At 56.0% G+C, this 19591-nt stretch carries 17 protein-coding genes and 4 tRNA genes; 15 read left to right on the forward strand and 6 right to left on the reverse strand.

Translation table 11 applies throughout. From position 1 onward, the window contains the following. Positions 1 to 6 precede the first annotated feature (6 nt). The 5 genes from wecG (at position 7) to NQH49_RS00920 (ending at position 1362) form a co-directional block, all read left to right on the forward strand. Positions 7 to 741, forward strand: coding sequence for a lipopolysaccharide N-acetylmannosaminouronosyltransferase (gene wecG / locus NQH49_RS00900; protein ID WP_256698037.1), 735 nt, complete (start codon positions 7 to 9; stop codon positions 739 to 741). Positions 742 to 900: 159 nt separating this feature from the next. Beyond that, a tRNA-Arg gene (locus NQH49_RS00905) sits at positions 901 to 977 on the forward strand. A 92-nt stretch (positions 978 to 1069) separates the two neighbouring features. After that, a tRNA-His gene (locus tag NQH49_RS00910) sits at positions 1070 to 1145 on the forward strand. A gap of 16 nt (positions 1146 to 1161) precedes the next feature. After that, positions 1162 to 1248, forward strand: a tRNA-Leu gene (locus NQH49_RS00915). 37 nt (positions 1249 to 1285) lie between these two features. Then, positions 1286 to 1362: transfer RNA gene (locus NQH49_RS00920), tRNA-Pro, on the forward strand. A 586-nt stretch (positions 1363 to 1948) separates the two neighbouring features. On the opposite strand, the gene hemY is transcribed toward NQH49_RS00920, so the two are convergent. Genes hemY through hemC form a run of 4 tightly spaced genes read right to left on the reverse strand, consistent with a single transcriptional unit; the run spans position 1949 to position 5980 of the window. Beyond that, positions 1949 to 3145, reverse strand: coding sequence for a protoheme IX biogenesis protein HemY (gene hemY, locus NQH49_RS00925; protein ID WP_256698038.1), 1197 nt, complete (start codon positions 3143 to 3145; stop codon positions 1949 to 1951). Positions 3146 to 3147: 2 nt separating this feature from the next. Beyond that, positions 3148 to 4278 carry a uroporphyrinogen-III C-methyltransferase gene (gene hemX, locus NQH49_RS00930; RefSeq protein ID WP_008105767.1) on the reverse strand — a complete coding sequence of 377 codons (1131 nt, stop codon included), beginning with the start codon at positions 4276 to 4278 and terminating at the stop codon, positions 3148 to 3150. A 23-nt stretch (positions 4279 to 4301) separates the two neighbouring features. Further along, positions 4302 to 5042, reverse strand: a complete 741-nt coding sequence (gene hemD, locus NQH49_RS00935; RefSeq protein WP_008105768.1) for a uroporphyrinogen-III synthase — start codon at positions 5040 to 5042, stop codon at positions 4302 to 4304. Next, positions 5039 to 5980, reverse strand: a complete 942-nt coding sequence (gene hemC, locus NQH49_RS00940) for a hydroxymethylbilane synthase (protein ID WP_036648709.1) — start codon at positions 5978 to 5980, stop codon at positions 5039 to 5041. The genes hemD and hemC overlap by 4 nt, the downstream gene beginning before the upstream one ends. A gap of 316 nt (positions 5981 to 6296) precedes the next feature. On the opposite strand from hemC, the gene NQH49_RS00945 reads away from it, so the two are divergent. The 9 genes from NQH49_RS00945 to NQH49_RS00985 all read left to right on the forward strand — a co-directional run bounded on the left by NQH49_RS00945 (position 6297) and on the right by NQH49_RS00985 (position 17174). Further along, positions 6297 to 8858 carry a class I adenylate cyclase gene (locus NQH49_RS00945; protein WP_036648695.1) on the forward strand — a complete coding sequence of 854 codons (2562 nt, stop codon included), beginning with the start codon at positions 6297 to 6299 and terminating at the stop codon, positions 8856 to 8858. Between the two features lie 134 nt (positions 8859 to 8992). Then, on the forward strand, positions 8993 to 9196 hold the full coding sequence (gene lptM / locus NQH49_RS00950; RefSeq protein WP_256698040.1) for an LPS translocon maturation chaperone LptM: 204 nt from the start codon (positions 8993 to 8995) through the stop codon (positions 9194 to 9196). Positions 9197 to 9225: 29 nt separating this feature from the next. Further along, complete coding sequence (gene dapF / locus NQH49_RS00955) at positions 9226 to 10050, forward strand: diaminopimelate epimerase (RefSeq protein ID WP_008105772.1); 825 nt, start codon at positions 9226 to 9228, stop codon at positions 10048 to 10050. Beyond that, positions 10047 to 10751: a DUF484 domain-containing protein gene (locus NQH49_RS00960; RefSeq protein ID WP_256698042.1), complete on the forward strand. Its 705-nt coding sequence runs from the start codon at positions 10047 to 10049 to the stop codon at positions 10749 to 10751. Before dapF ends, NQH49_RS00960 begins: the two co-directional genes overlap by 4 nt. Then, on the forward strand, positions 10748 to 11656 hold the full coding sequence (xerC, locus tag NQH49_RS00965; protein ID WP_256698044.1) for a tyrosine recombinase XerC: 909 nt from the start codon (positions 10748 to 10750) through the stop codon (positions 11654 to 11656). The genes NQH49_RS00960 and xerC overlap by 4 nt, the downstream gene beginning before the upstream one ends. Further along, entirely contained in the window at positions 11656 to 12372 is a 717-nt protein-coding gene (gene yigB, locus NQH49_RS00970; RefSeq protein ID WP_256698046.1) for a 5-amino-6-(5-phospho-D-ribitylamino)uracil phosphatase YigB, read from the forward strand. The genes xerC and yigB overlap by 1 nt, the downstream gene beginning before the upstream one ends. 176 nt (positions 12373 to 12548) lie before the next feature. After that, positions 12549 to 14711: a DNA helicase II gene (gene uvrD, locus NQH49_RS00975; protein WP_154156861.1), complete on the forward strand. Its 2163-nt coding sequence runs from the start codon at positions 12549 to 12551 to the stop codon at positions 14709 to 14711. 310 nt (positions 14712 to 15021) lie between these two features. Continuing rightward, positions 15022 to 15975 (forward strand): magnesium/cobalt transporter CorA, encoded by a 954-nt coding sequence (corA, locus tag NQH49_RS00980; RefSeq protein ID WP_008105777.1) that lies wholly within the window; start codon positions 15022 to 15024, stop codon positions 15973 to 15975. A 146-nt stretch (positions 15976 to 16121) separates the two neighbouring features. Next, positions 16122 to 17174: an AbrB family protein gene (locus NQH49_RS00985; RefSeq protein WP_256698048.1), complete on the forward strand. Its 1053-nt coding sequence runs from the start codon at positions 16122 to 16124 to the stop codon at positions 17172 to 17174. On the opposite strand, the gene rarD is transcribed toward NQH49_RS00985, so the two are convergent. Both rarD and NQH49_RS00995 read right to left on the reverse strand, forming a co-directional pair. After that, positions 17145 to 18044 (reverse strand): EamA family transporter RarD, encoded by a 900-nt coding sequence (rarD, locus tag NQH49_RS00990; RefSeq protein ID WP_256698468.1) that lies wholly within the window; start codon positions 18042 to 18044, stop codon positions 17145 to 17147. The genes NQH49_RS00985 and rarD overlap by 30 nt on opposite strands. 22 nt (positions 18045 to 18066) lie before the next feature. Further along, a complete protein-coding gene (locus NQH49_RS00995; RefSeq protein WP_256698049.1) occupies positions 18067 to 18537 on the reverse strand; it encodes a thioesterase family protein in 471 nt (156 codons plus the stop codon). 165 nt (positions 18538 to 18702) lie between these two features. Between NQH49_RS00995 and pldA the strand changes: the two genes are divergently transcribed. Continuing rightward, entirely contained in the window at positions 18703 to 19581 is an 879-nt protein-coding gene (pldA, locus tag NQH49_RS01000) for a phospholipase A (RefSeq protein ID WP_222185719.1), read from the forward strand. Positions 19582 to 19591 lie beyond the last annotated feature (10 nt).

Here is a 19591-nt window from a genome sequence, read left to right on the forward strand (position 1 = left end):
CATACCATGGAAACCGATAAGCCGCGCTATAGCCTGCGCGGAGTCGATCTTCACGCCTTCAACGATATGGCAAGTTTTCTGCGCTTTCTGCTGCCCGAGGGCAAGCCGCGCTGCGGCACGCTGGTGGCGATGAATGCCGAGAAAATGCTGACGCTGGAAGAAGATGCGCAGCTACGCGCACTGATTGCTGAGGCCGAATTCAAATATCCGGATGGCATCAGCATCGTCCGTTCGCTGCGTAAGAAGTATCCCCAGCTGCAGGTGAACCGCATCGCGGGCGCGGATCTGTGGGAAGCGCTGATGGAGAGCGCGGGACGCAGCGGCATTCCGGTGTTTCTGATTGGTGGACGTCAGGCGGTGCTGCAGGAAACCTGCGACAAGCTGCGCCAGCAGTGGAATGTGAATATCGTTGGCAGCCAGTATGGTTACTTTGCGCCTGAAGCGCGCGACGCGCTGTTTGCACGCATTGCGGCAAGCGGTGCGCAGATTGTCACGGTGGCACAAGGTTCGCCGCGCCAGGAGCTATTGATGCGTGATTGCCGCGCACATTGGCCGCATGCGCTCTATATGGGCGTTGGTGGCACTTATGATGTTTTTACCGGGCACGTTAAGCGCGCGCCGGTTTGGTGGCAAAAATCCGGACTGGAATGGCTCTATCGTCTCATTCGTCAGCCTTCGCGTCTGCGTCGCCAATTAAAGCTGCTGAAATATTTGCGCTACCATTGGCGCGGCGATCTCTGAAATTGCTGGTTTTTTCAGCAGAAATACGAGGGTAAGCACCTCAAACTGCTGTAATTATCGATGGAATGCACAAAGCGTAATCAAACGCGGTTTTTTTCTAAAAAAGGGCTGGACAGCATGAGGTCAAGCCCGTAGTATGCCCATCCGCAACGGCGCTACGCGCCCGTAGCTCAGCTGGATAGAGCGCTGCCCTCCGGAGGCAGAGGTCTCAGGTTCGAATCCTGTCGGGCGCGCCATTTAGTTTGTGCGCAAGAGCTTCGGTGGTTGGTTAGACCGCGTTATGCAGTGAATTTTAGTAAGCGAGACATGCTTACGCACCAGAATTATGGTGGCTATAGCTCAGTTGGTAGAGCCCTGGATTGTGATTCCAGTTGTCGTGGGTTCGAGTCCCATTAGCCACCCCAGATTTTGCTCGGTCACGCGATGGTGGCGGAATTGGTAGACGCGCTAGCTTCAGGTGTTAGTGTTCTTACGGACGTGAGGGTTCAAGTCCCTCCCTTCGCACCAGGCAAAATTACGCAGTAGCGTTAAAGAAGTAAAAAATCGGCGAGTAGCGCAGCTTGGTAGCGCAACTGGTTTGGGACCAGTGGGTCGGAGGTTCGAATCCTCTCTCGCCGACCATATTCGAAAAGCCTGCTTGAAAAAGCAGGCTTTTTTCGTTTGTACCCACCTTCCGCATTCGCCACTCATCCCATCATTTCCTTAAAACGTAATTCTGCACATTGTCGCTATTCAGATACATATAACTCACTGATTTATAATGGCATGACAATTCCTTGCATAGCTTGTCGTTTTACGGAGACAGCTTTTGGGCTATGCGTCGCGATTTACCGACAGCGGCTAACACGTGGATCGTGTGGTGGGTTGTATCCTGTTGATAGAAAATAACTTATTGCGATAACTGCAACTTTGGCACGTCTTGTGCAATAATCTCCCTGTAGATGCTCATTCCACCTCTTATGTTTGCTGATGCTACATAAACCTGGGAATGATGCAGAGCCCCTTACGGCATCCGTTGTCCAGCCTGGCAGTAATTGCGCACGCTTTACTGCAGTAAGAAGGACATTACGTTGAGTCGGATGCCATCAGTTGTCTGAACGACCTGATCTTACACCTGCTTATGGCAGGTGTTTTTTTGTCTGCAGTTTATGACAGGCAAAAAAAAGCCGGGACCAGCCCGGCGTGCACAAAAGTAACAATCGTAAAATCAGGCGCTGGGATTGGTCTTCAGCGTAAGTAGCAGGCCTTCGCGACGCATTTTGGCGGCGTCTTCCGGGCGATGCAGGCGGTCGTAAACATCGGCCAGCCAGGCATAATCAAACGCATCAGGACGCTGAGCCAGCGCTTGCTGGAACGCTTCTGCCGCCTGCTGCCATTCTCCATGACGCATGAGCATCTGTCCCAGCGTGCTGTGCAGCAGGGGCGTGGCGCCATGCTGTTTAATCTGCTGACGCAATGCTTTCTCCAGAGATTGCGGATCGCCACTTTTGATGCGCGGCATCAGCAACACCAGACGATCGTCATATTGACGCTTCAGACCTTCCAGCACGATGCTCTGCGCGGTGTCCGGATCGTCACACTCAATCAGATGTTCTGCCATCGCCACCTGCAAGGCGGTTTCCTGACGCGTTTTGCGGCTCTGGTTCTGCCACCATTTTTTCAAACCGTCGCTGCCTTGATCGGCCATCGCCTGGTTCATCAGGCCCAGCCAGGCCTGCTGCTGCAAGGCATCGCGCTGTGCTTGATCATTGATCTGCACTTTCTGCATTGAAGGCAGAATGTCGAGCAATGCGCCCCACGCGCCGGTACGAATGTAGGCTTGTTCTGCCAGACGCAACACTTCCGGATGGCGCGGCGCGACTTCCAGCAAGCGGTCAACGCCGTGACGTGCAGCATGATCTTCGTTGCGTGCCAGTTGCAGACGTACGCGCGTGATTTCAACTGGAATCGTATCATTCACCGACAACTCAGAAGCGCGCTCCAGGTGCTGGTTAGCACGGATTTCGTCCCCGCGTTGCTGCGCCGCTTCGGCAGCCAGCAAGTAGTTAGCTACCGGCTGATCGGCGTGGTCGGCATTTTTCGACAGCAATTTTTCTGCCTGCTTGAAGTCACCTTCCGCCAGTTTCATCAACGCGCTCTGCGTGTGGCGCTGTGCGCTACGACGCTTGCGACCGGTGAACCAGCCGCGGGTACGTGCGCCGGTGCGGAACAGGCGACGCAGAATCCATTCCAGCAACAAAATCACCAGCAGGCTGAGAATCAAAATGATCGCCAGGCCGGTTACGCTGGTTTCAATGTTCCAGTTGTCGGTCTGGATCAGCACGTAGCCCTGATGGCCTGCAACCATCGGTCCAACCACAATGCCGGCAATCAGCAGCAGAAAAAGCACCAATACTTTCAGCATGGTTAGCCTCCCTGTTGATCAGCAGCAACCGATGGCTGAGCCAGCAAATTACGCACGCGAGTTTGCATCAGTTTTTCCAGCAGCGGCTGGCTTTCCAGCGTATCCGGCACATCCATCGAAATGCTTTGCTGGCTCAGTTCATCCAGCTGCGCAAGGAAGGCTTTGGTGGCGGCATCGTTGGTGTCGTACCAGGCACGAACCCAGGTTGATACCGCATCGATAGACTGTTTGTAGATCTCATCCTGATGACGCGGTACGGCCTGGGCGGCAATCAGCAGGCGCGAACGAATGTTTTCGCGCAGGTAGACATCCTGATTCGGAGCCAGCAGCGGCTGTGCGGTGTTATCGCGGCGGCGGATGGTGATGAAATCATCCATAAAGTTGTGCCAGCTTTTCACCAGATTTTGACGCCACTCGTGCAGCGAACTGGAGAGCTCACCGCCATCGGCGTCCATAGGTGAATCATCGCTGTCGTTGTCAGCCAGACGCAGATTATCGACGCCGTTCGACAGCTGATTGAGCTTGAGGATGGTGCCGTCATAATCAATCTGGCTGACGGCGGAGAGTGAACTGATGTCCTGCGTTAGGGCGCGACGCACGTTCATTACGCTTGGATCGTTCATATCGGCCAGACTGGTATCGGCACTTTTCAGTAACGCTGCTGCGGTGGTGACATCCTGATCGCTCCACAGTTTGCGGCCCGCCAGTTTGACGAGGTAATCCGCCTGCGCCAGCAGCCAGGTACGCGTGTCGTTTCCAGAGATGGTGGCGACTTTATCGCGCAGGGTTTCCAGCTCTTTAGCGCTGTTATCCTGCTGCGTGCGCGTCTCCTGTAAGGCGCTGTTGGCGCTAGCCAGCTGTTGCGTCAGTTGCTGTTTGTCGCTGCCCAGTTGCTGCTGCAAGGTGCTCAGCTGCTCACTGAGATTCTGATTAGTTTGAGCCTGTAAATCGGCCTGGTGTTTCCCATTAAGGTAAAGTCCCGCCCCAATCGCCAGCGCAATCACAATCGCCACTGCACTCAGCACCTTGCCATCGCTTTTTTTATCGCGTGGTGGCTTAGTTGCTGGAGAGGGAGAATTGTCCGCTGGGGTGGTTTCTTCAACCATGGCGGAGGAGGCTTTTTGTTCCGTCATTATGGCTCATCCCATTGTTAAGTTCAGCGTAACGCGCGCAGCAGCGCGTCGTTATCGGCACCATCGGCTACATCAATGTCCTGCCAGCCTAGTTCAGCGGCTTGCGTAGCCAAACGTTCACTGACGACCACAAGCCGACAGTGTAGTAACCATTCCCGACGATCAATTGGCGGAAACAGAGAAAAGAGTTGTTGTAACATTTCGCCGCTGGTGACCACCAGCGTTGTAATGCCGCGATCGCGCCAGCGGCGGCCTTCAGTCGCGCCGTTGTAGTGCTTTTCACAGCGCTGATAACACTCGCAATATTGCACCTCAGCGCCGCGCTCAATCAGCGTTTCTGCCAGCAACTCGCGTCCTGGGCTGCCGCGCAGAATCAGCGCGCGTTTGCCACTAACCTGCTGCAGACGGTTCAGGCGCACCAGCTCTTCGCTGGTCTCCCGCGCATGAGGATAGTCTACTTTGAGATTACTGACGGTATGCAGGGCTAAAGCGGTGCTGCGACCAATAGCATAATAGTTGAGGGCTTCAGGCCATGTTGTCGCGCTTTGCTGTAAAGCGGGCTCGGCGAACGTGACGACCTGCTGCGACAGCAAAAACACCAGATCGCCTGGCTGGAGTGCAGCAAGTTGCTTAGGTAAATGAATAAGATCGCGACCCGGCGTGAATTCAATCAGCGGAAGGCTCCATGCCAGTTTGCCCAGGCTGCGCAAACGCGAGACCAGTTCAGTGGCGGCCGGTTCCGGGCGGGTCACGAGGATGGTCATGCTGGCGGTTGACCTTGATAGACTTCACGCAGAATGTCGCGCGCGCCGCCATCCAGCAGCTCTTCGGCCAGCGAAATGCCCATTTTTTCGGCGTGATCGCGTGGACCCCGGCGCTCGCCCACCACCATTTGACTGCCGTCCGGCGAGCCGACTAATCCGCGCAGCCACAGCTGATCGTCTTCCAGCACCGCGAAGCTGCCGATTGGCACCTGACAACCGCCTTCCAGCCGTGTATTCATCGCACGTTCGGCACGCACGCACACGGCGGTATCGTCATGATTCAACGCCTGGAGCAGCGTAATTAATTGCTCATCATCCACGCGACATTCAATGCCGACGGCGCCCTGACCCACAGCGGGCAGGGAAATTTCTGCAGGCATTGCCTGACGAATGCGATCTTCCAGACCTAAACGCTTCAAACCCGCCGCCGCCAGTATGATGGCGTCATATTCACCTGCATCGAGTTTGCCCAGACGCGTACCGACGTTGCCGCGCAGCGAGCGAATCACTAGGTCCGGACGGCGGGCGCTAAGCTGACACTGGCGGCGCAGGCTGGACGTCCCGACAACCGCGCCTTGCGGCAGCTCATCAATACTGTTGTAACGATTGGAGACGAAAGCATCGCGCGGATCTTCACGCTCGCAAATGGTCACCAGACCAAGACCTTCTGGAAAATCGATCGGCACATCTTTCATCGAGTGCACGGCGAGATCGGCACGCCCTTCCAGCATTGCCAGCTCAAGCTCTTTAACGAACAGCCCTTTGCCGCCAACCTTTGCCAGTGGCGTATCAAGGATGACATCACCTTTGGTGACCATCGGCAGCAGCTCAACTTGCAGACCCGGATGAGCCGCCATCAGGCGCTGTTGGACATATTGTGCCTGCCACAGAGCAAGGGGACTTTGTCTGGTAGCAATTCTGAAAATTTTGTTTAACATGCTGTTAACCATTTTGATCGTTCATCGAATATCCTATCATTGATAGGGGAATGCTGTCAGTTTCAACGGATTGAAAAGGCCGCGATGTCAGACTGTGCCTGGATCTTGAGGGTCGCAGTTGAGAGTCGAAGTCTGAAAAAAGCAGAGCTACGGTCGGAACATGCTAAACTGTTAAGTAGCGCAACTTTCTTTACGGTCAATCCTCCAGGTGTTAGATTGATCACGTTTCCAGCAATTATTTGCCCAATATCTTTATTACTAAGCGGCAAAATTCGGAAACAGGGTGCTTAACACTGGGACAATCAGGCGAAACGTCTTGTACCTCTACATTGAGACACTGAAACAGAGACTGGATGCGATTAACCAGCTGCGTGTAGATCGCGCACTGGCTGCCATGGGACCTGCTTTCCAGCAAGTCTACAGTCTGCTGCCAACATTATTGCACTACCATCATCCACTGATGCCTGGCTACGTTGAAGGTAACGTTCCGCATGGCGTCTGCCTCTACACGCCCGATGAAAACCAACTTCAGCTGCTGCAGAACTTAGCGGGCGGTCAACCGCTCGAGCTCAGCTCTGCCGTGGCGGGCGAACGTCCGATTACCGGCATTTACTCAATGGGCAGCACCTCGTCCGTTGGGCAAAACAGCATCTCCGATCTTGATATCTGGGTGTGCCACCAATCATGGCTGGATAATGAAGAGCGCCTCAATCTGCAGCGTAAGTGTACGCTGTTGCAGAAATGGTGTGTGTCGATGGGTGTGGAAGTCAGCTTCTTCCTGATTGACGAGAACCGTTTCCGCCATAACGAAAGCGGCAGCCTCGGCGGTGAAGACTGCGGTTCTACCCAACATATTTTGCTGCTGGATGAGTTTTACCGTACCGCCGTGCGTATGGCGGGTAAACGCATCCTGTGGAACATGGTGCCTGGCGAAGAGGAGCACCATTACGACGATTACGTCATGTCGCTCTATTCACAAGGCGTTCTGACGCCGAATGAGTGGCTGGATCTCGGCGGGCTTGGCACGTTGTCAGCGGAAGAGTACTTCGGTGCCAGCTTGTGGCAGCTGTATAAAAGTATCGATTCGCCATACAAAGCGGTGCTGAAAACCCTGCTGCTGGAAGCCTACAGCTGGGAATACCCCAACACGCAGCTGTTGTCGATGGACATCAAGCAGCGCCTGCACGACGGCGAAATTGTCTGCTTCGGTCTCGATCCTTACTGCATGATGCTGGAACGCGTAACGCGCTATCTCACCAGCGTTGATGACATGGCGCGTCTTGATTTAGTACGTCGATGTTTCTATTTAAAAGTGTGTGAAAAGCTCTCGAGCGAAGATCACCATCATCAGCGCACCGGCTGGCGTCGCGAGATTCTTTCGCAGCTGGTTAAAGAGTGGGGCTGGGATGAGGAGAAGTTAGCGGTTCTGGATAACCGCGCGCAATGGAAAATCGAACGCGTACGCGAAGCGCACAATGAGTTACTGGATGCGATGATGCAGAGCTATCGCAACCTGATTCGCTTTGCGCGTCGCAACAATTTAAGCGTCAGCGCCAGCCCGCAGGATATCGGCGTGCTGACGCGTAAACTGTATGCCGCGTTCGAGGCGCTGCCGGGTAAAGTCACCTTAGTGAACCCGCAGATTTCGCCCGATCTTTCGGAAGAGAATCTCACCTTTATTCACGTCCCGGCGGGCCGCGCCAATCGCGCCGGTTGGTATCTGTATAACCAATCGCCGGACATGAGTTCCATCATCAGCCATCAGCCGCTGGAATATAACCGCTATCTGAACAAGCTGGTGGCGTGGGCGTGGTTTAACGGTTTGCTGACCAGCAAAACGCGTCTGCATATGAAAGGCAACGATCTGTGCGATCTGCCACGTTTGCAGGAGCTGGTCAACGATGTGTCGAGCCACTTCCCGCTGCGCGTGCCGGCACCGACGCCGAAAGCGCTCTACAGCCCGTGCGAAATTCGTCACTTAGCGATTATCGTTAACCTTGAACACGATCCTACCTCGGCGTTCCGCAATCAGGTGGTGCATTTTGATTTCCGTAAGCTGGATGTGTTCAGCTTCGGTCAGCAGCAGCAATGCCTGATTGGCAGCATCGATCTGCTCTATCGCAACTCGTGGAATGAAGTGCGTACGCTGCACTTCAACGGCGAGCAGGCGATGATTGAGGCGCTGAAAACCATTCTGGGCAAAATGCATCAGGATGCTGCGCCACCGGATACGGTGGAAGTGTTCTGCTACAGCCAGCATCTGCGCGGTTTAATTCGTACCCGTGTGCAGCAGCTGGTTTCGGAATGTATTGAGCTCCGTCTGTCGAGCACGCGTCAGGAACCGGGCCGCTTTAAAGCGTTGCGCATGGCGGGCCAAACCTGGGGCTTATTCTTCGAACGCATGAGCGTGTCGGTGCAGAAGCTGGAAAACGCCGTCGAATTCTATGGCGCGATTTCTAACAACAAGCTGCACGGCTTGTCGATCAAAGTGGAATCAAACCAGACGCCGCTGCCACCGGTGGTAAACGGCTACGCCAGCGAAGGCATCATTCAGTTCTTCTTTGAAGATACTAATGACGATCGCGGTTTCAACATCTATATCCTCGACGAAACCAACCGCGTTGAGGTTTATCACCATTGCGAAGGCAGTAAAGAAGAGCTGGTGCGCGACGTGAGTCGATTCTATTCGTCGTCGCATGACCGTTTTACCTACGGCTCCAGCTTTATCAATTTCAACCTGCCGCAGTTCTACCAGATTGTGAATACTGGCGAACGTTTCCAGGTGATTCCTTTCCGCAGCCAAACGTTAACGCAGCTCTGCGCTACGCAGCCTGACAACGACAACGGCGACTTCCAGCCACGCTACCAAATGCATTGATCCCGCCTGCGTTCGCGCGGCGGGATGCGCTGTAACTCTGACCTGCCGCAGGAAATGCGGCTATTTCCTGTTGCTTTTACAACGTCAACTGCGATGATAAGCAACCATGGCTTAAGGACAGAAGAGCAGACAGAATGATACGAGTGATGAGTCAGCTGGGTATGGCGCTGGCACTGGTCAGCCTGGTAGGCTGTGGCCTGAAAGGACCGCTGTATTTCCCGCCGCAAGATCAGCCAAACAAGCCGAAACAGCAGGTCACCGAGCAGCAGCAAAAAGCCGCTCAGGATGCTGATGTCGGTGGTTTGGTTACCAGCAAGCCTGGTTCGCAGGCGAACTAAAATCTATGAGTAATCCGGCGGAGCAGAAAATGCAGTTCTCAAAAATGCACGGTCTCGGCAACGACTTTATGGTTGTGGATGCTGTGACGCAAAACGTCTTTTTTTCGCCGGAACTGATTCGCCGCCTGGCGGACAGAAATCTGGGGATCGGTTTTGATCAGCTGCTGATCGTCGAGCCGCCCTACGATCCGGATCTCGATTTCCATTACCGCATTTTCAACGCCGATGGCAGCGAAGTCGCGCAGTGCGGCAACGGCGCGCGCTGTTTCGCCCGCTTTGTGCGTCTGAAAGGGTTGACCAACAAAAGCGACATTCGCGTCAGTACACAAACCGGCCGCATGGTGCTCAGCGTCACCAATGATGAGCTGGTGCGCGTCAATATGGGCCAACCGAACTTCGAACCGCAAAGCGTGCCGCTGCGTGCCAATAAAGCCGAGAACCTTTATTTGCAGCGTGTGGCCGATCAAACCGTGATGTTTGGTGCGGTATCAATGGGCAATCCGCACTGCGTGATTCAGGTCGAGAGCGTGAAAACCGCGCCGGTGGAAACGCTCGGTCCAGAGCTGGAAAGCCACGAGCGTTTCCCGGAGCGCGTCAACGTCGGTTTCATGGAAGTAGTCAATCGTGAACACATCCGTCTGCGCGTATACGAACGTGGCGCGGGCGAAACCCAGGCATGCGGCAGCGGCGCGTGTGCGGCGGTGGCCTGCGGCGTTCAGCAGGGCATTTTGGCGGAGAACGTTCGCGTCGATTTGCCGGGCGGAACGCTGCATATTGCCTGGAAAGGGGAAGGGCAACCGCTGTTTATGACCGGTCCTGCCACACACGTCTACGATGGGTTTATTCATCTATGAAAAATGTCGAAGAGCAGACCGAAAGCGAGGTTTTGCTGGACGATCAATCGGTAAGCGCATTTCTGCGTCAAAACCCCGACTTCTTTATTCGCAATGCGCGCCAGGTCGAACAGATGATGGTGCCGCATCCGGTACGCGGCAGCGTTTCGCTGGTGGAGTGGCATATGGCGCGTCAGCGTAACCACATCCAGCAGTTGGAAGAGGAGATCACGCTACTGATGGAGCAGGCTACGGCTAACCATCAGCTGTTTGATCGCCTGCTGGCGCTGCAAGGTCATCTTGCCGCCGCCGACAGCTTACAAGAGATGCTGACGCGTCTGCATCGCTGGGCGCGCGAACTCGGTCTGGCCGGTGCGCACGTGCGCGTGTTCAATGACAAATGGCACATCGGCGCGCCATCTGACTTCACCCAACTCGGCTTATCGCGTCAGGCATTCGAACCGCTGCGCATTCAGCGCTTCGGTAATGAACATCACTATCTCGGCAGCCTCAACGGCCCGGAACTGCTGCTGCTGTTGCCGCAGGCCAAAGCGATTGGCTCGGTGGCGATGTCGCTGATGGGCGAACGTGGCGAGCTGGGCGTATTGATGTTCACCAGCCGCGATAATCAGCACTATCAGGCAGGCATGGGCACGCTGCTGCTGCAGCATCTGGCGCAAATGCTGCCGGACTTGCTGTCACGCTGGATTGAACGCGCATGAGTCACGTCAGTCCGCTGCTGCCGGCCGTGGATGACTTTCTGCGTTATCTGAAGGTCGAACGCCAGCTCAGTCCGCTGACGCAAAAGAATTACCAACGGCAATTGCAGGCGATTATGGCAATGGCCGATGAGATGAAGCTGACGAGTTGGTCGCAGCTGGAACCGGCGCAGGTGCGCAGCCTGGCGGCGCGCAGCCGCCGTGGCGGTTTGGGCGCCAGCAGTCTGGCGCTGCGCATGTCGGCACTGCGCAGTTTTCTCGACTGGCAAGTCCATCAAGGCATGCTGAGCGCCAATCCCGCCAAAGGCATTTCCACGCCGCGTAACGCGCGCCATCTGCCGAAAAACATGGACGTCGATGAAGTTAACCAACTGCTGGAGATCGATCTCAATGATCCGCTGGCGGTGCGCGACCGCGCGATGCTGGAAACCATGTACGGCGGCGGCTTGCGTCTCTCCGAGCTGGTGAATATGGATTGTCGCCACATGGATTTGGACGCGGGCGAAGTGCGGGTGCTGGGTAAAGGCAGCAAAGAGCGCCGCGTACCGATTGGCGGCACGGCGGTCACCTGGATTCAGCACTGGTTATCGCTGCGTGATAGCTTTGCGCCGCAGGATGATGCGGTGTTTGTCTCCAGCCGCGGCAGCCGGATTTCGACGCGCAACGTGCAGAAGCGTTTTGCCGAATGGGGCATCAAGCAAGGCGTTGCCAGCCATATTCATCCGCATAAACTGCGCCACTCTTTTGCCACGCATTTGCTGGAATCGAGCGGCGATCTGCGCGCGGTACAGGAACTGCTCGGTCACGCTAATCTGGCGACCACGCAAATCTATACCCATCTGGATTTCCAGCATCTGGCGACGGTTTATGATGCGGCCCATCCGCGTGCCAAACGAGGAAAGTCTTAATGAAGTTTTATCGTCCGCTCGGCCCGATCAAAGCGATCACTTTTGATCTCGACGACACCTTGTATGACAACCATCCCGTGATCCGCAAAACCACCGCCGAATCGCATGCTGCACTGCAGGCGTATCATCCGGCGCTGCGTGAATTCACCCCGGCAGATTATCAGGCGCTGCGTAATGAGTTGCTGGCGCGTGAGCCGGAAATTTATCACGACGTGTCTGAATGGCGCCGCCGCTCGGTGGAGCTGGCGTTGCTCAATGTCGGCTTATCGGCATCAGAAGCCAGTGCCGGTGCCCGCGACGTGATGAGCGTGTTCCATCAGTGGCGCAGCGAAGTGACGATGCCGGAAGAGACGCATCAAACGTTGACGTGGCTGGGCGAGCGCGTGCCGCTGGTGGCGATCACTAACGGTAACGCCTGCCCGGAAAAGCTCGGCATCCATCATCACTTCCAGTTCGCGCTGCGTGCCGGTCCGCACGGTCGCGCTAAGCCGTGGCAGGATATGTATCATCTGGCCGCTGAGCGTTTGGACATCGCCCCGCAACACATTCTGCACGTTGGCGACGATCTCACTACCGATGTTGCCGGTTCGCTGCGTGCCGGCATGCAAGCCTGCTGGATCAACCTGCGTGAAGGCAATCTGATGAAGATCGACGATGCGCGTTTGCTACCGCATGTTGAAATTGATCGGTTGGCATCTCTGACCTCGCTGCTATAATCAACAGCTGTAAATACATCCAGTCGTATCCATCATCATTCGACTTGCCGCCGCGTTGGCTGCGCGTGCTCACCCCGGTCACTTACTCATGTAAGCTCCCGGGGATTCACACACTTGCCGCCTTGCTGCAAGCCGAATGATTTTGGATACGTATCTCAATTGTTAAAACGGTGCTTATGGACGTTTCTGAACTGCTTGACGGCTTGAATGACAAACAGCGCGAGGCGGTCGCCGCACCGCGCAGCAACCTGCTGGTGCTGGCCGGAGCAGGCAGTGGCAAAACCCGTGTGCTGGTGCATCGCATTGCGTGGCTGCTGTCGGTAGAGAACTGCTCGCCGTATTCGATTATGGCGGTGACCTTTACCAACAAAGCGGCGGCGGAAATGCGCCATCGTATCGATCAGCTGATCGGCACCAGCCAGGGCGGCATGTGGATTGGTACCTTCCACGGCCTGGCGCATCGTTTACTGCGCGCGCATCACCTTGATGCCGGTTTGCCGCAGGATTTCCAGATCCTCGACAGCGACGATCAGCTGCGTCTGCTAAAGCGCCTGATCAAAGCCATGAACCTTGATGAGAAACAGTGGCCTGCGCGTCAGGGCATGTGGTACATCAACGGCAAAAAAGATGAAGGTCTGCGACCAAAACACATCGAAAGCTACGGCAATCCGGTTGAACAAACCTGGCTGCGCATCTATCAGGCGTATCAGGAAGCCTGCGATCGCGCTGGTTTAGTGGATTTCGCCGAGCTGCTGCTGCGCGCCCACGAACTGTGGCTCAACAAGCCACATATCCTCAACCATTATCGCGAGCGTTTCAGCAACGTGCTGGTGGATGAGTTCCAGGATACCAACAACATTCAGTACGCATGGATTCGCATGCTGGCGGGTGATACCGGCCGGGTGATTATCGTCGGCGATGACGATCAGTCGATTTACGGCTGGCGCGGGGCGCAGGTGGAAAACATCCAGCGCTTCCTGCAGGATTTCCCTGGCGCGGAAACCATTCGCCTGGAGCAGAACTATCGCTCGACCAACAACATTCTGAAAGCTGCTAACACGCTGATCGCCAACAACAATGGCCGCCTCGGTAAAGAGCTGTGGACCGACGGCAGCGATGGCGAAAAGATCTCGCTCTACTGCGCGTTCAACGAGCTGGATGAAGCGCGCTTTGTGGTCAATCGCATCAAAAGCTGGCATGAAAACGGCAACGCACTGCAGGATTGCGCCATTCTCTATCGCAGCAACGCCCAATCGCGTGTGCTGGAAGAGGCGCTGCTGCAGGGCAGCATGCCGTATCGCATTTATGGCGGCATGCGCTTCTTCGAGCGTCAGGAGATCAAAGATGCGCTGGCCTATCTGCGTTTGATGGCCAATCGCAATGACGATGCGGCATTTGAGCGTGTGGTGAACACGCCGGTGCGCGGCGTGGGCGATCGTACGCTCGACGTGGTGCGCCAGACCGCACGCGATCAGCAACTCACTTTATGGCAGGCCACGCGCGAGCTGTTACAGAACAAAGTTTTAGCCGGACGCGCCGCATCGGCGCTGCAGCGCTTCTGCGAGCTGGTCGATTCACTGGCCAGCGAAACATCCGAGATGCCGCTGCATGTGCAAACCGATCGCGTGATTAAAGACTCCGGTTTATGGGTGATGTACGAGCAGGAGAAGGGCGAGAAAGGCCAGGCGCGTATTGAAAACCTTGAGGAACTGGTCACGGCAACGCGCCAGTTCAGCTATCAGGACGAAGACGAAGATCTGATGCCGCTGCAGGCGTTCCTGTCGCATGCGGCGCTCGAAGCGGGCGAAGGTCAGGCCGACAAATGGCAGGACGCGGTGCAGCTGATGACCATGCACTCGGCGAAAGGGCTGGAGTTCAGCCAGGTCTTTATCGTCGGCATGGAAGAGGGCATGTTCCCCAGCCAGATGTCGCTGGATGAAGGCGGTCGTCTGGAAGAGGAGCGTCGTCTGGCTTACGTTGGCGTGACGCGTGCGATGGTCAAGCTGACGCTCACCTATGCCGAAAGCCGTCGTCTTTATGGTAAGGAAGTGTATCACCGTCCATCACGCTTTATCGGCGAGCTGCCGGAAGAGTGCGTGGAAGAGGTGCGTTTGCGCGCCAGCGTCAGCCGTCCGGTGAGCCATCAGCGCATGGGCACGCCCATCGCGCAAAACGACAGCGGCTTCACGCTCGGCCAACGCGTGCGCCATGCCAAGTTCGGCGAAGGCACCATCATCAACCTCGAAGGCAGCGGCGAACACAGCCGTTTGCAAGTGGCGTTTCAGGGCCAGGGAATCAAGTGGCTGGTGGCGGCTTACGCCCGTCTTGAGACGGTGTAGCGCGGTTGCGCTACCTTGACGACTTTTTCGTCTCAGCGTAACATGCGCGCACTATTATCATGAGAGGACAATGCCTTGGACGCGCCCAGTCGATGCTGGCTCAATCACCTGTTTAACAGGAACTCCTAAGGTTACCTCTTTTAGCTGGTAGCCTTAGCGGTTATCAGCGACCTCCCTTTTTTACTCTCGTCGCGTGAGTTAGCACTGATTTACCCTTGAAGCGAAAGTTTCCGTGTTCAGGCTTCGCCGTGCCCGTAATCTACAGTGGTCACCGCCTTGTCCCATTCCGAAAAAATGGGGAGTTATTGCTATGCTGAGCGCATTTAAACTCGATCGTAATCGCCTGACGCGCATCGAGCTGGAAGAAGACAACGACAAACTCAACACGTCTGTTTGGGTCGATCTGATCGAACCCGACGACAGCGAACGCGATCGCGTGCAGTGCGAGCTCGGCCAGAGCCTGGCAACGCGTCCGGAGCTGGAAGACATCGAAGCCTCGGCGCGTTTCTTCGAAGACGAAGACGGCCTGCACATTCACTCCTTCTTCTTCTTTGAAGATGCCGAAGACCACGCGGGCAACTCCACCGTGGCATTCACCATCCGCGAAGATCGCCTGTATACGCTGCGCGAACGCGAGCTGCCGGCTTTCCGTCTCTATCGCATGCGTGCGCGCAACCAGATGCTGACTGATGGCAACGCCTATGAACTGTTGCTGGATCTGTTTGAGACCAAAATCGAACAGCTGGCGGATGAGATCGAGAACATCTATAGCGCGCTGGAGAAACTCAGCCGCGTGATCATGGAAGGCCAGCAGGGAGAAGAGTACGACCAGGCGCTGTCACGTCTGGCGGAACTGGAAGATATCGGCTGGAAGGTGCGTTTGTGTCTGATGGATACCCAGCGCGCGCTCAACTTCCTGGTGCGCAAAGCGCGTCTGCCGGGCAACCAGCTGGAGCAGGCGCGTGAAATCCTGCGCGATATCGAATCACTGCTGCCGCATAACGAATCGCTGTTTCAGAAGGTTAACTTCCTGATGCAGGCGGCGATGGGCTTCATTAACATCGAGCAGAACCGCATCATCAAGATCTTCTCAGTGGTTTCGGTGGTGTTCCTGCCGCCAACGCTGGTGGCATCAAGCTACGGCATGAACTTCGAGTTTATGCCGGAGCTGAAATGGAGCTTTGGTTATCCGGGCGCGATCAGCCTGATGATCCTCGCCGGCCTGGCGCCTTACCTCTATTTCAAACGCAAGAACTGGTTGTAACCGTTCTCAAGTCCAGGTCGTCATGAATGACGACCCTACAAAACCGCTCATGACAAACGTAGGGTCGCCATTTATGGCGACCTGGTAGATAAACTTCAATTTTCTGCGTAACCTGTTGGCTCTGCTCACTATCTGATTCTTTGCTTATGGCGCGCTTCTCATTGCGACTGCAATGGACACTTCTGCTGATTGCTTCGTTAGTGCTGGGGATGATCCTCCAGCTGTTCCACCTTCCTGCGGCCCTGCTGCTTGGCCCAATGATCGTCGGCACCGCAATGGGTTTGTCCGGCGCCACCGTGCGCATCGATAAACGCCTCTTCGTGCTGGCACAAGCGGTGCTCGGCTGCATGATCGGCCAGACTTTATCGCCGGGCATTCTCACACCACTGATCCAGGATTGGCCGGTGGTGCTGGCGGTGCTGCTGCTGACGTTAGCGGCCAGCGGCTTGTCCGGTTTTCTTTTGGTGCGCTTCAGTAATTTGCCCGGCCCAACGGGCGCATGGGGATCATCGCCCGGCGGCGCTTCGGCGATGGTGGCGATGGCCGGTGATTTCGGCGCGGATGTGCGGCTGGTGGCGTTTATGCAGTATCTGCGCGTGCTGTTTGTCGCCACCGCTGCGGCGGTAGTGGCGCGCATTGGCCTCGGCAGCAACGGCGGTGCGGCTGAACTGGTGTGGTTTCCCGCGCTGCACAGCAGCTTTCTGCTGACATTGCTAGTGATGTTCGCCGGTGCGTGGCTCGGCCAGAAGCTGCGCATTCCTTCCGGTGCTTTGCTGCTGCCGGCGCTGATTGGCGCGGTGCTGCACGGCACCGATGTAGCGACCTTGCAGGTGCCAGAATGGTTGCTGGCGCTGGCTTATGCGTTGATTGGCTGGAGCGTGGGATTGCGTTTCACCCGGCCGATTTTCAAGCTGGCGCTGCGAACGCTGCCGCAAATGTTACTGTCGATTTTCGGCTTGATGCTGTTGTGCGGCGGATTAGCCTGGATGCTGACGCGCGTTTTGCACGTCGATCTGATGACCGCCTATCTGGCAACCAGCCCGGGCGGGCTGGATACCGTGGCGATTATTGCGGCCGGCACGCGGGTCGATATGGCATTTGTCATGGCGCTGCAGACGCTACGTCTGTTCACCATTCTGCTTACCGGCCCGGCGCTGGCGCGTTTTATTTCACGCTATGCGCATGCGCGCCCGAGCTGAGAACGCGACCGCATCGATAATGAACACGGCGAGCGCCAGCCAGATAAAGCCGAAGGTCACCATTTTATCCGGCGTCAGGCTCTCGCCGTAGAACAGTATCGCCAGCAGGAACATCAGTGTCGGGCCGAGATACTGGAAGAAGCCGACAGTCGATAAGCGCAGACGCGCGCAGGCGGCCGCAAACAGCATCAGCGGAATGGTGGTGATAATGCCCGCCGCGACCAGCTTGAGATTAAGGCTCATAGCGTTGGCGCTGAGATGACTGGTGGCGCTGTCGGCAAAGCCAAACAGGTAAATTGCCGCCAGCGGAAACAGCCACAACGTCTCGATCAGCATGCCGCTCTGCGCATCGACCTGAATCTTTTTGCGCACCAAACCGTACAATGCAAAACTCAGCGCCAGGCCAAGGCCGATAATCGGCAGCGATCCAAACTGCCACAACTGCACCAGCACGCCGGTTGTCGCCAGCAATACCGCCAGCCACTGCAAGCGGCGGAAGCGTTCACGCAGGAACAGCATGCCAAACACCACGTTAATTAGCGGGTTGATAAAGTAGCCGAGGCTAGCCTCCAGCATGTGCTGATTGTTCACCGCCCAGATAAACAGTAGCCAGTTGCCGCCAATGGTCACGGCGGTCAGCGCCAGCAGCAGCACCTTTTTCGGCTGCGCCAGCACGCTACGTACCTGCGTCCAGCTACGCGTCAGGGTGATCAGCAGCAGCATAAACAGCGCGGACCAAATCACACGATGCGTCATAATTTCGGTGGCGGGCACCGCTTTGACCAGCTTGAAGTAGGCGGGCGCGATGCCCCAAATAAAGTAAGCGCCGAGCGCGTAGCCAATACCCTGGCGAGTTTGTTGCGAATCCATCATGTCATTCCAAAAGTACTGATTAGCCAATCATGTAGGTGGCGGTAGCGGTAGCGATGTAATCGCCTTGCTGGTTATGTAACTCCACGCGCGCCACGGCAACTTTATTGCCGCCGCGCAGCAGGCTGCTGGTGGCGATAAAGCGCTCGCCGCGGCCTGGGCGCAGATAATCAACGCGCATATCGATGGTGCCCATGCGGGATAGGCGCTGACGCAGCTCTTCCTCGGTAATGCTCTCCTGTCGCGTCAGCGCATAGCTGACACACACCAGCCCGGCGGCGACATCCAGTACCGAGGCGATGACGCCGCCATGCAAAATCTGCTGCGCCGCGTTGCCGACCAGCATGGTTTTATTGGCGAAGCCGAGTTCGGCGTAATCCGCTTCCAGTCGATCCAGCTCTAATCCGAGCGCCTGATTGAAAGGCATGTGATAAACAAAAATTTCGCCAATCAGACGGCGCGCTTCCTGCTGTGTCAGCAACGGGGATAACATAATTCCTGCCTTAAAATGTTAACGAGTTGTGTATATTATGCCGCGTTCGAGCCGCTTTCCAGTTTCGGAAATCGGCGCTGATCAACCGCAGGTTTTGCGTGTAGAATGGCCTGCTTTTTGAACCGTCACTTGACGATTACGACACGCAGTTCTCTGGAGAATTCTATGCGTAAGCATTACGCCTTGCTGGCCGCGGCGCTGATCCTTCCTGGCCTGGTGCAGGCTGAAGAAGCCACGATAAAAGAGGTTCATGATGCACCGGCAGTGAAGGGCAGCATTATCGCTAACCTGCTGGAGAAACACGATAACCCGTTCGTACTTTATCCTTACGAAAACAACTATCTGCTCTACACCTACACCACCGACATGAACAAAGAGGCGATCTCTTCGTACAACTGGGCAGACAAAGCTAAAAATGATGAAGTAAAATTCCAGCTCAGCCTGGCGTTTCCGCTATGGCGCGGCATTTTAGGCGATAACTCGGTGCTGGCGGCGTCCTATACTCAGCGCTCGTGGTGGCAGCTCTCGAACCGTGGTGCGTCATCACCGTTCCGTGAAACCGATTATGAGCCACAGATTTTCCTCGGCTGGGCCACCGATTACACCTTCGCAGGCTGGACTTTACGCGATGTGGAAACTGGCTTAGTGCATCAGTCGAACGGCCGCAGCGAGCCAACTTCACGCAGCTGGAACCGCGTCTACGCGCGCTTCATGGCGCAGAACGGCAATCTGCTCGCGGAGATCAAACCCTGGTATCGTCTGCCAGAAAGTGAAAGCAATGACGATAACCCGGACATCACCAAATACATGGGTTACTACCGCGCCAAGCTCGGCTATATGATGGGCGAGAACATTTTCAGCGTGGAAGGTAACTACAACTGGAACAGCGGCTTCGGCGGTGCAACTTTCGCCTGGAGCTACCCAATCTCTGAACATGTGCGCTTTTACACGCAGGTGTTCAGCGGTTATGGTGAATCGTTGATCGACTATAACCATCGCCAGACGCGCTTCGGCGTAGGCGTGACGCTCAACGATCTGTTCTAACCCGCAACAA

Source organism: Pantoea trifolii (genome assembly GCF_024506435.1).
GTDB lineage: Bacteria > Pseudomonadota > Gammaproteobacteria > Enterobacterales > Enterobacteriaceae > Pantoea > Pantoea trifolii.

Excerpts from the sequence above, each read along its gene's own strand:
- wecG (WP_256698037.1), top strand. The coding sequence starts at position 7 with ATGGAAACCGATAAGCCGCGCTATAGCCTGCGCGGAGTCGATCTTCAC.
- NQH49_RS00960 (WP_256698042.1), top strand. The coding sequence starts at position 10,047 with ATGAAAAATGTCGAAGAGCAGACCGAAAGCGAGGTTTTGCTGGACGAT.
- NQH49_RS00995 (WP_256698049.1), bottom strand. The coding sequence starts at position 18,537 with ATGTTATCCCCGTTGCTGACACAGCAGGAAGCGCGCCGTCTGATTGGC.
- yigB (WP_256698046.1), top strand. The coding sequence starts at position 11,656 with ATGAAGTTTTATCGTCCGCTCGGCCCGATCAAAGCGATCACTTTTGAT.
- hemC (WP_036648709.1), bottom strand. The coding sequence starts at position 5,980 with ATGTTAAACAAAATTTTCAGAATTGCTACCAGACAAAGTCCCCTTGCT.
- uvrD (WP_154156861.1), top strand. The coding sequence starts at position 12,549 with ATGGACGTTTCTGAACTGCTTGACGGCTTGAATGACAAACAGCGCGAG.
- pldA (WP_222185719.1), top strand. The coding sequence starts at position 18,703 with ATGCGTAAGCATTACGCCTTGCTGGCCGCGGCGCTGATCCTTCCTGGC.
- corA (WP_008105777.1), top strand. The coding sequence starts at position 15,022 with ATGCTGAGCGCATTTAAACTCGATCGTAATCGCCTGACGCGCATCGAG.
- lptM (WP_256698040.1), top strand. The coding sequence starts at position 8,993 with ATGATACGAGTGATGAGTCAGCTGGGTATGGCGCTGGCACTGGTCAGC.
- hemY (WP_256698038.1), bottom strand. The coding sequence starts at position 3,145 with ATGCTGAAAGTATTGGTGCTTTTTCTGCTGCTGATTGCCGGCATTGTG.
- hemD (WP_008105768.1), bottom strand. The coding sequence starts at position 5,042 with ATGACCATCCTCGTGACCCGCCCGGAACCGGCCGCCACTGAACTGGTC.
- hemX (WP_008105767.1), bottom strand. The coding sequence starts at position 4,278 with ATGACGGAACAAAAAGCCTCCTCCGCCATGGTTGAAGAAACCACCCCA.
- dapF (WP_008105772.1), top strand. The coding sequence starts at position 9,226 with ATGCAGTTCTCAAAAATGCACGGTCTCGGCAACGACTTTATGGTTGTG.
- rarD (WP_256698468.1), bottom strand. The coding sequence starts at position 18,044 with ATGGATTCGCAACAAACTCGCCAGGGTATTGGCTACGCGCTCGGCGCT.
- xerC (WP_256698044.1), top strand. The coding sequence starts at position 10,748 with ATGAGTCACGTCAGTCCGCTGCTGCCGGCCGTGGATGACTTTCTGCGT.
- NQH49_RS00985 (WP_256698048.1), top strand. The coding sequence starts at position 16,122 with ATGGCGCGCTTCTCATTGCGACTGCAATGGACACTTCTGCTGATTGCT.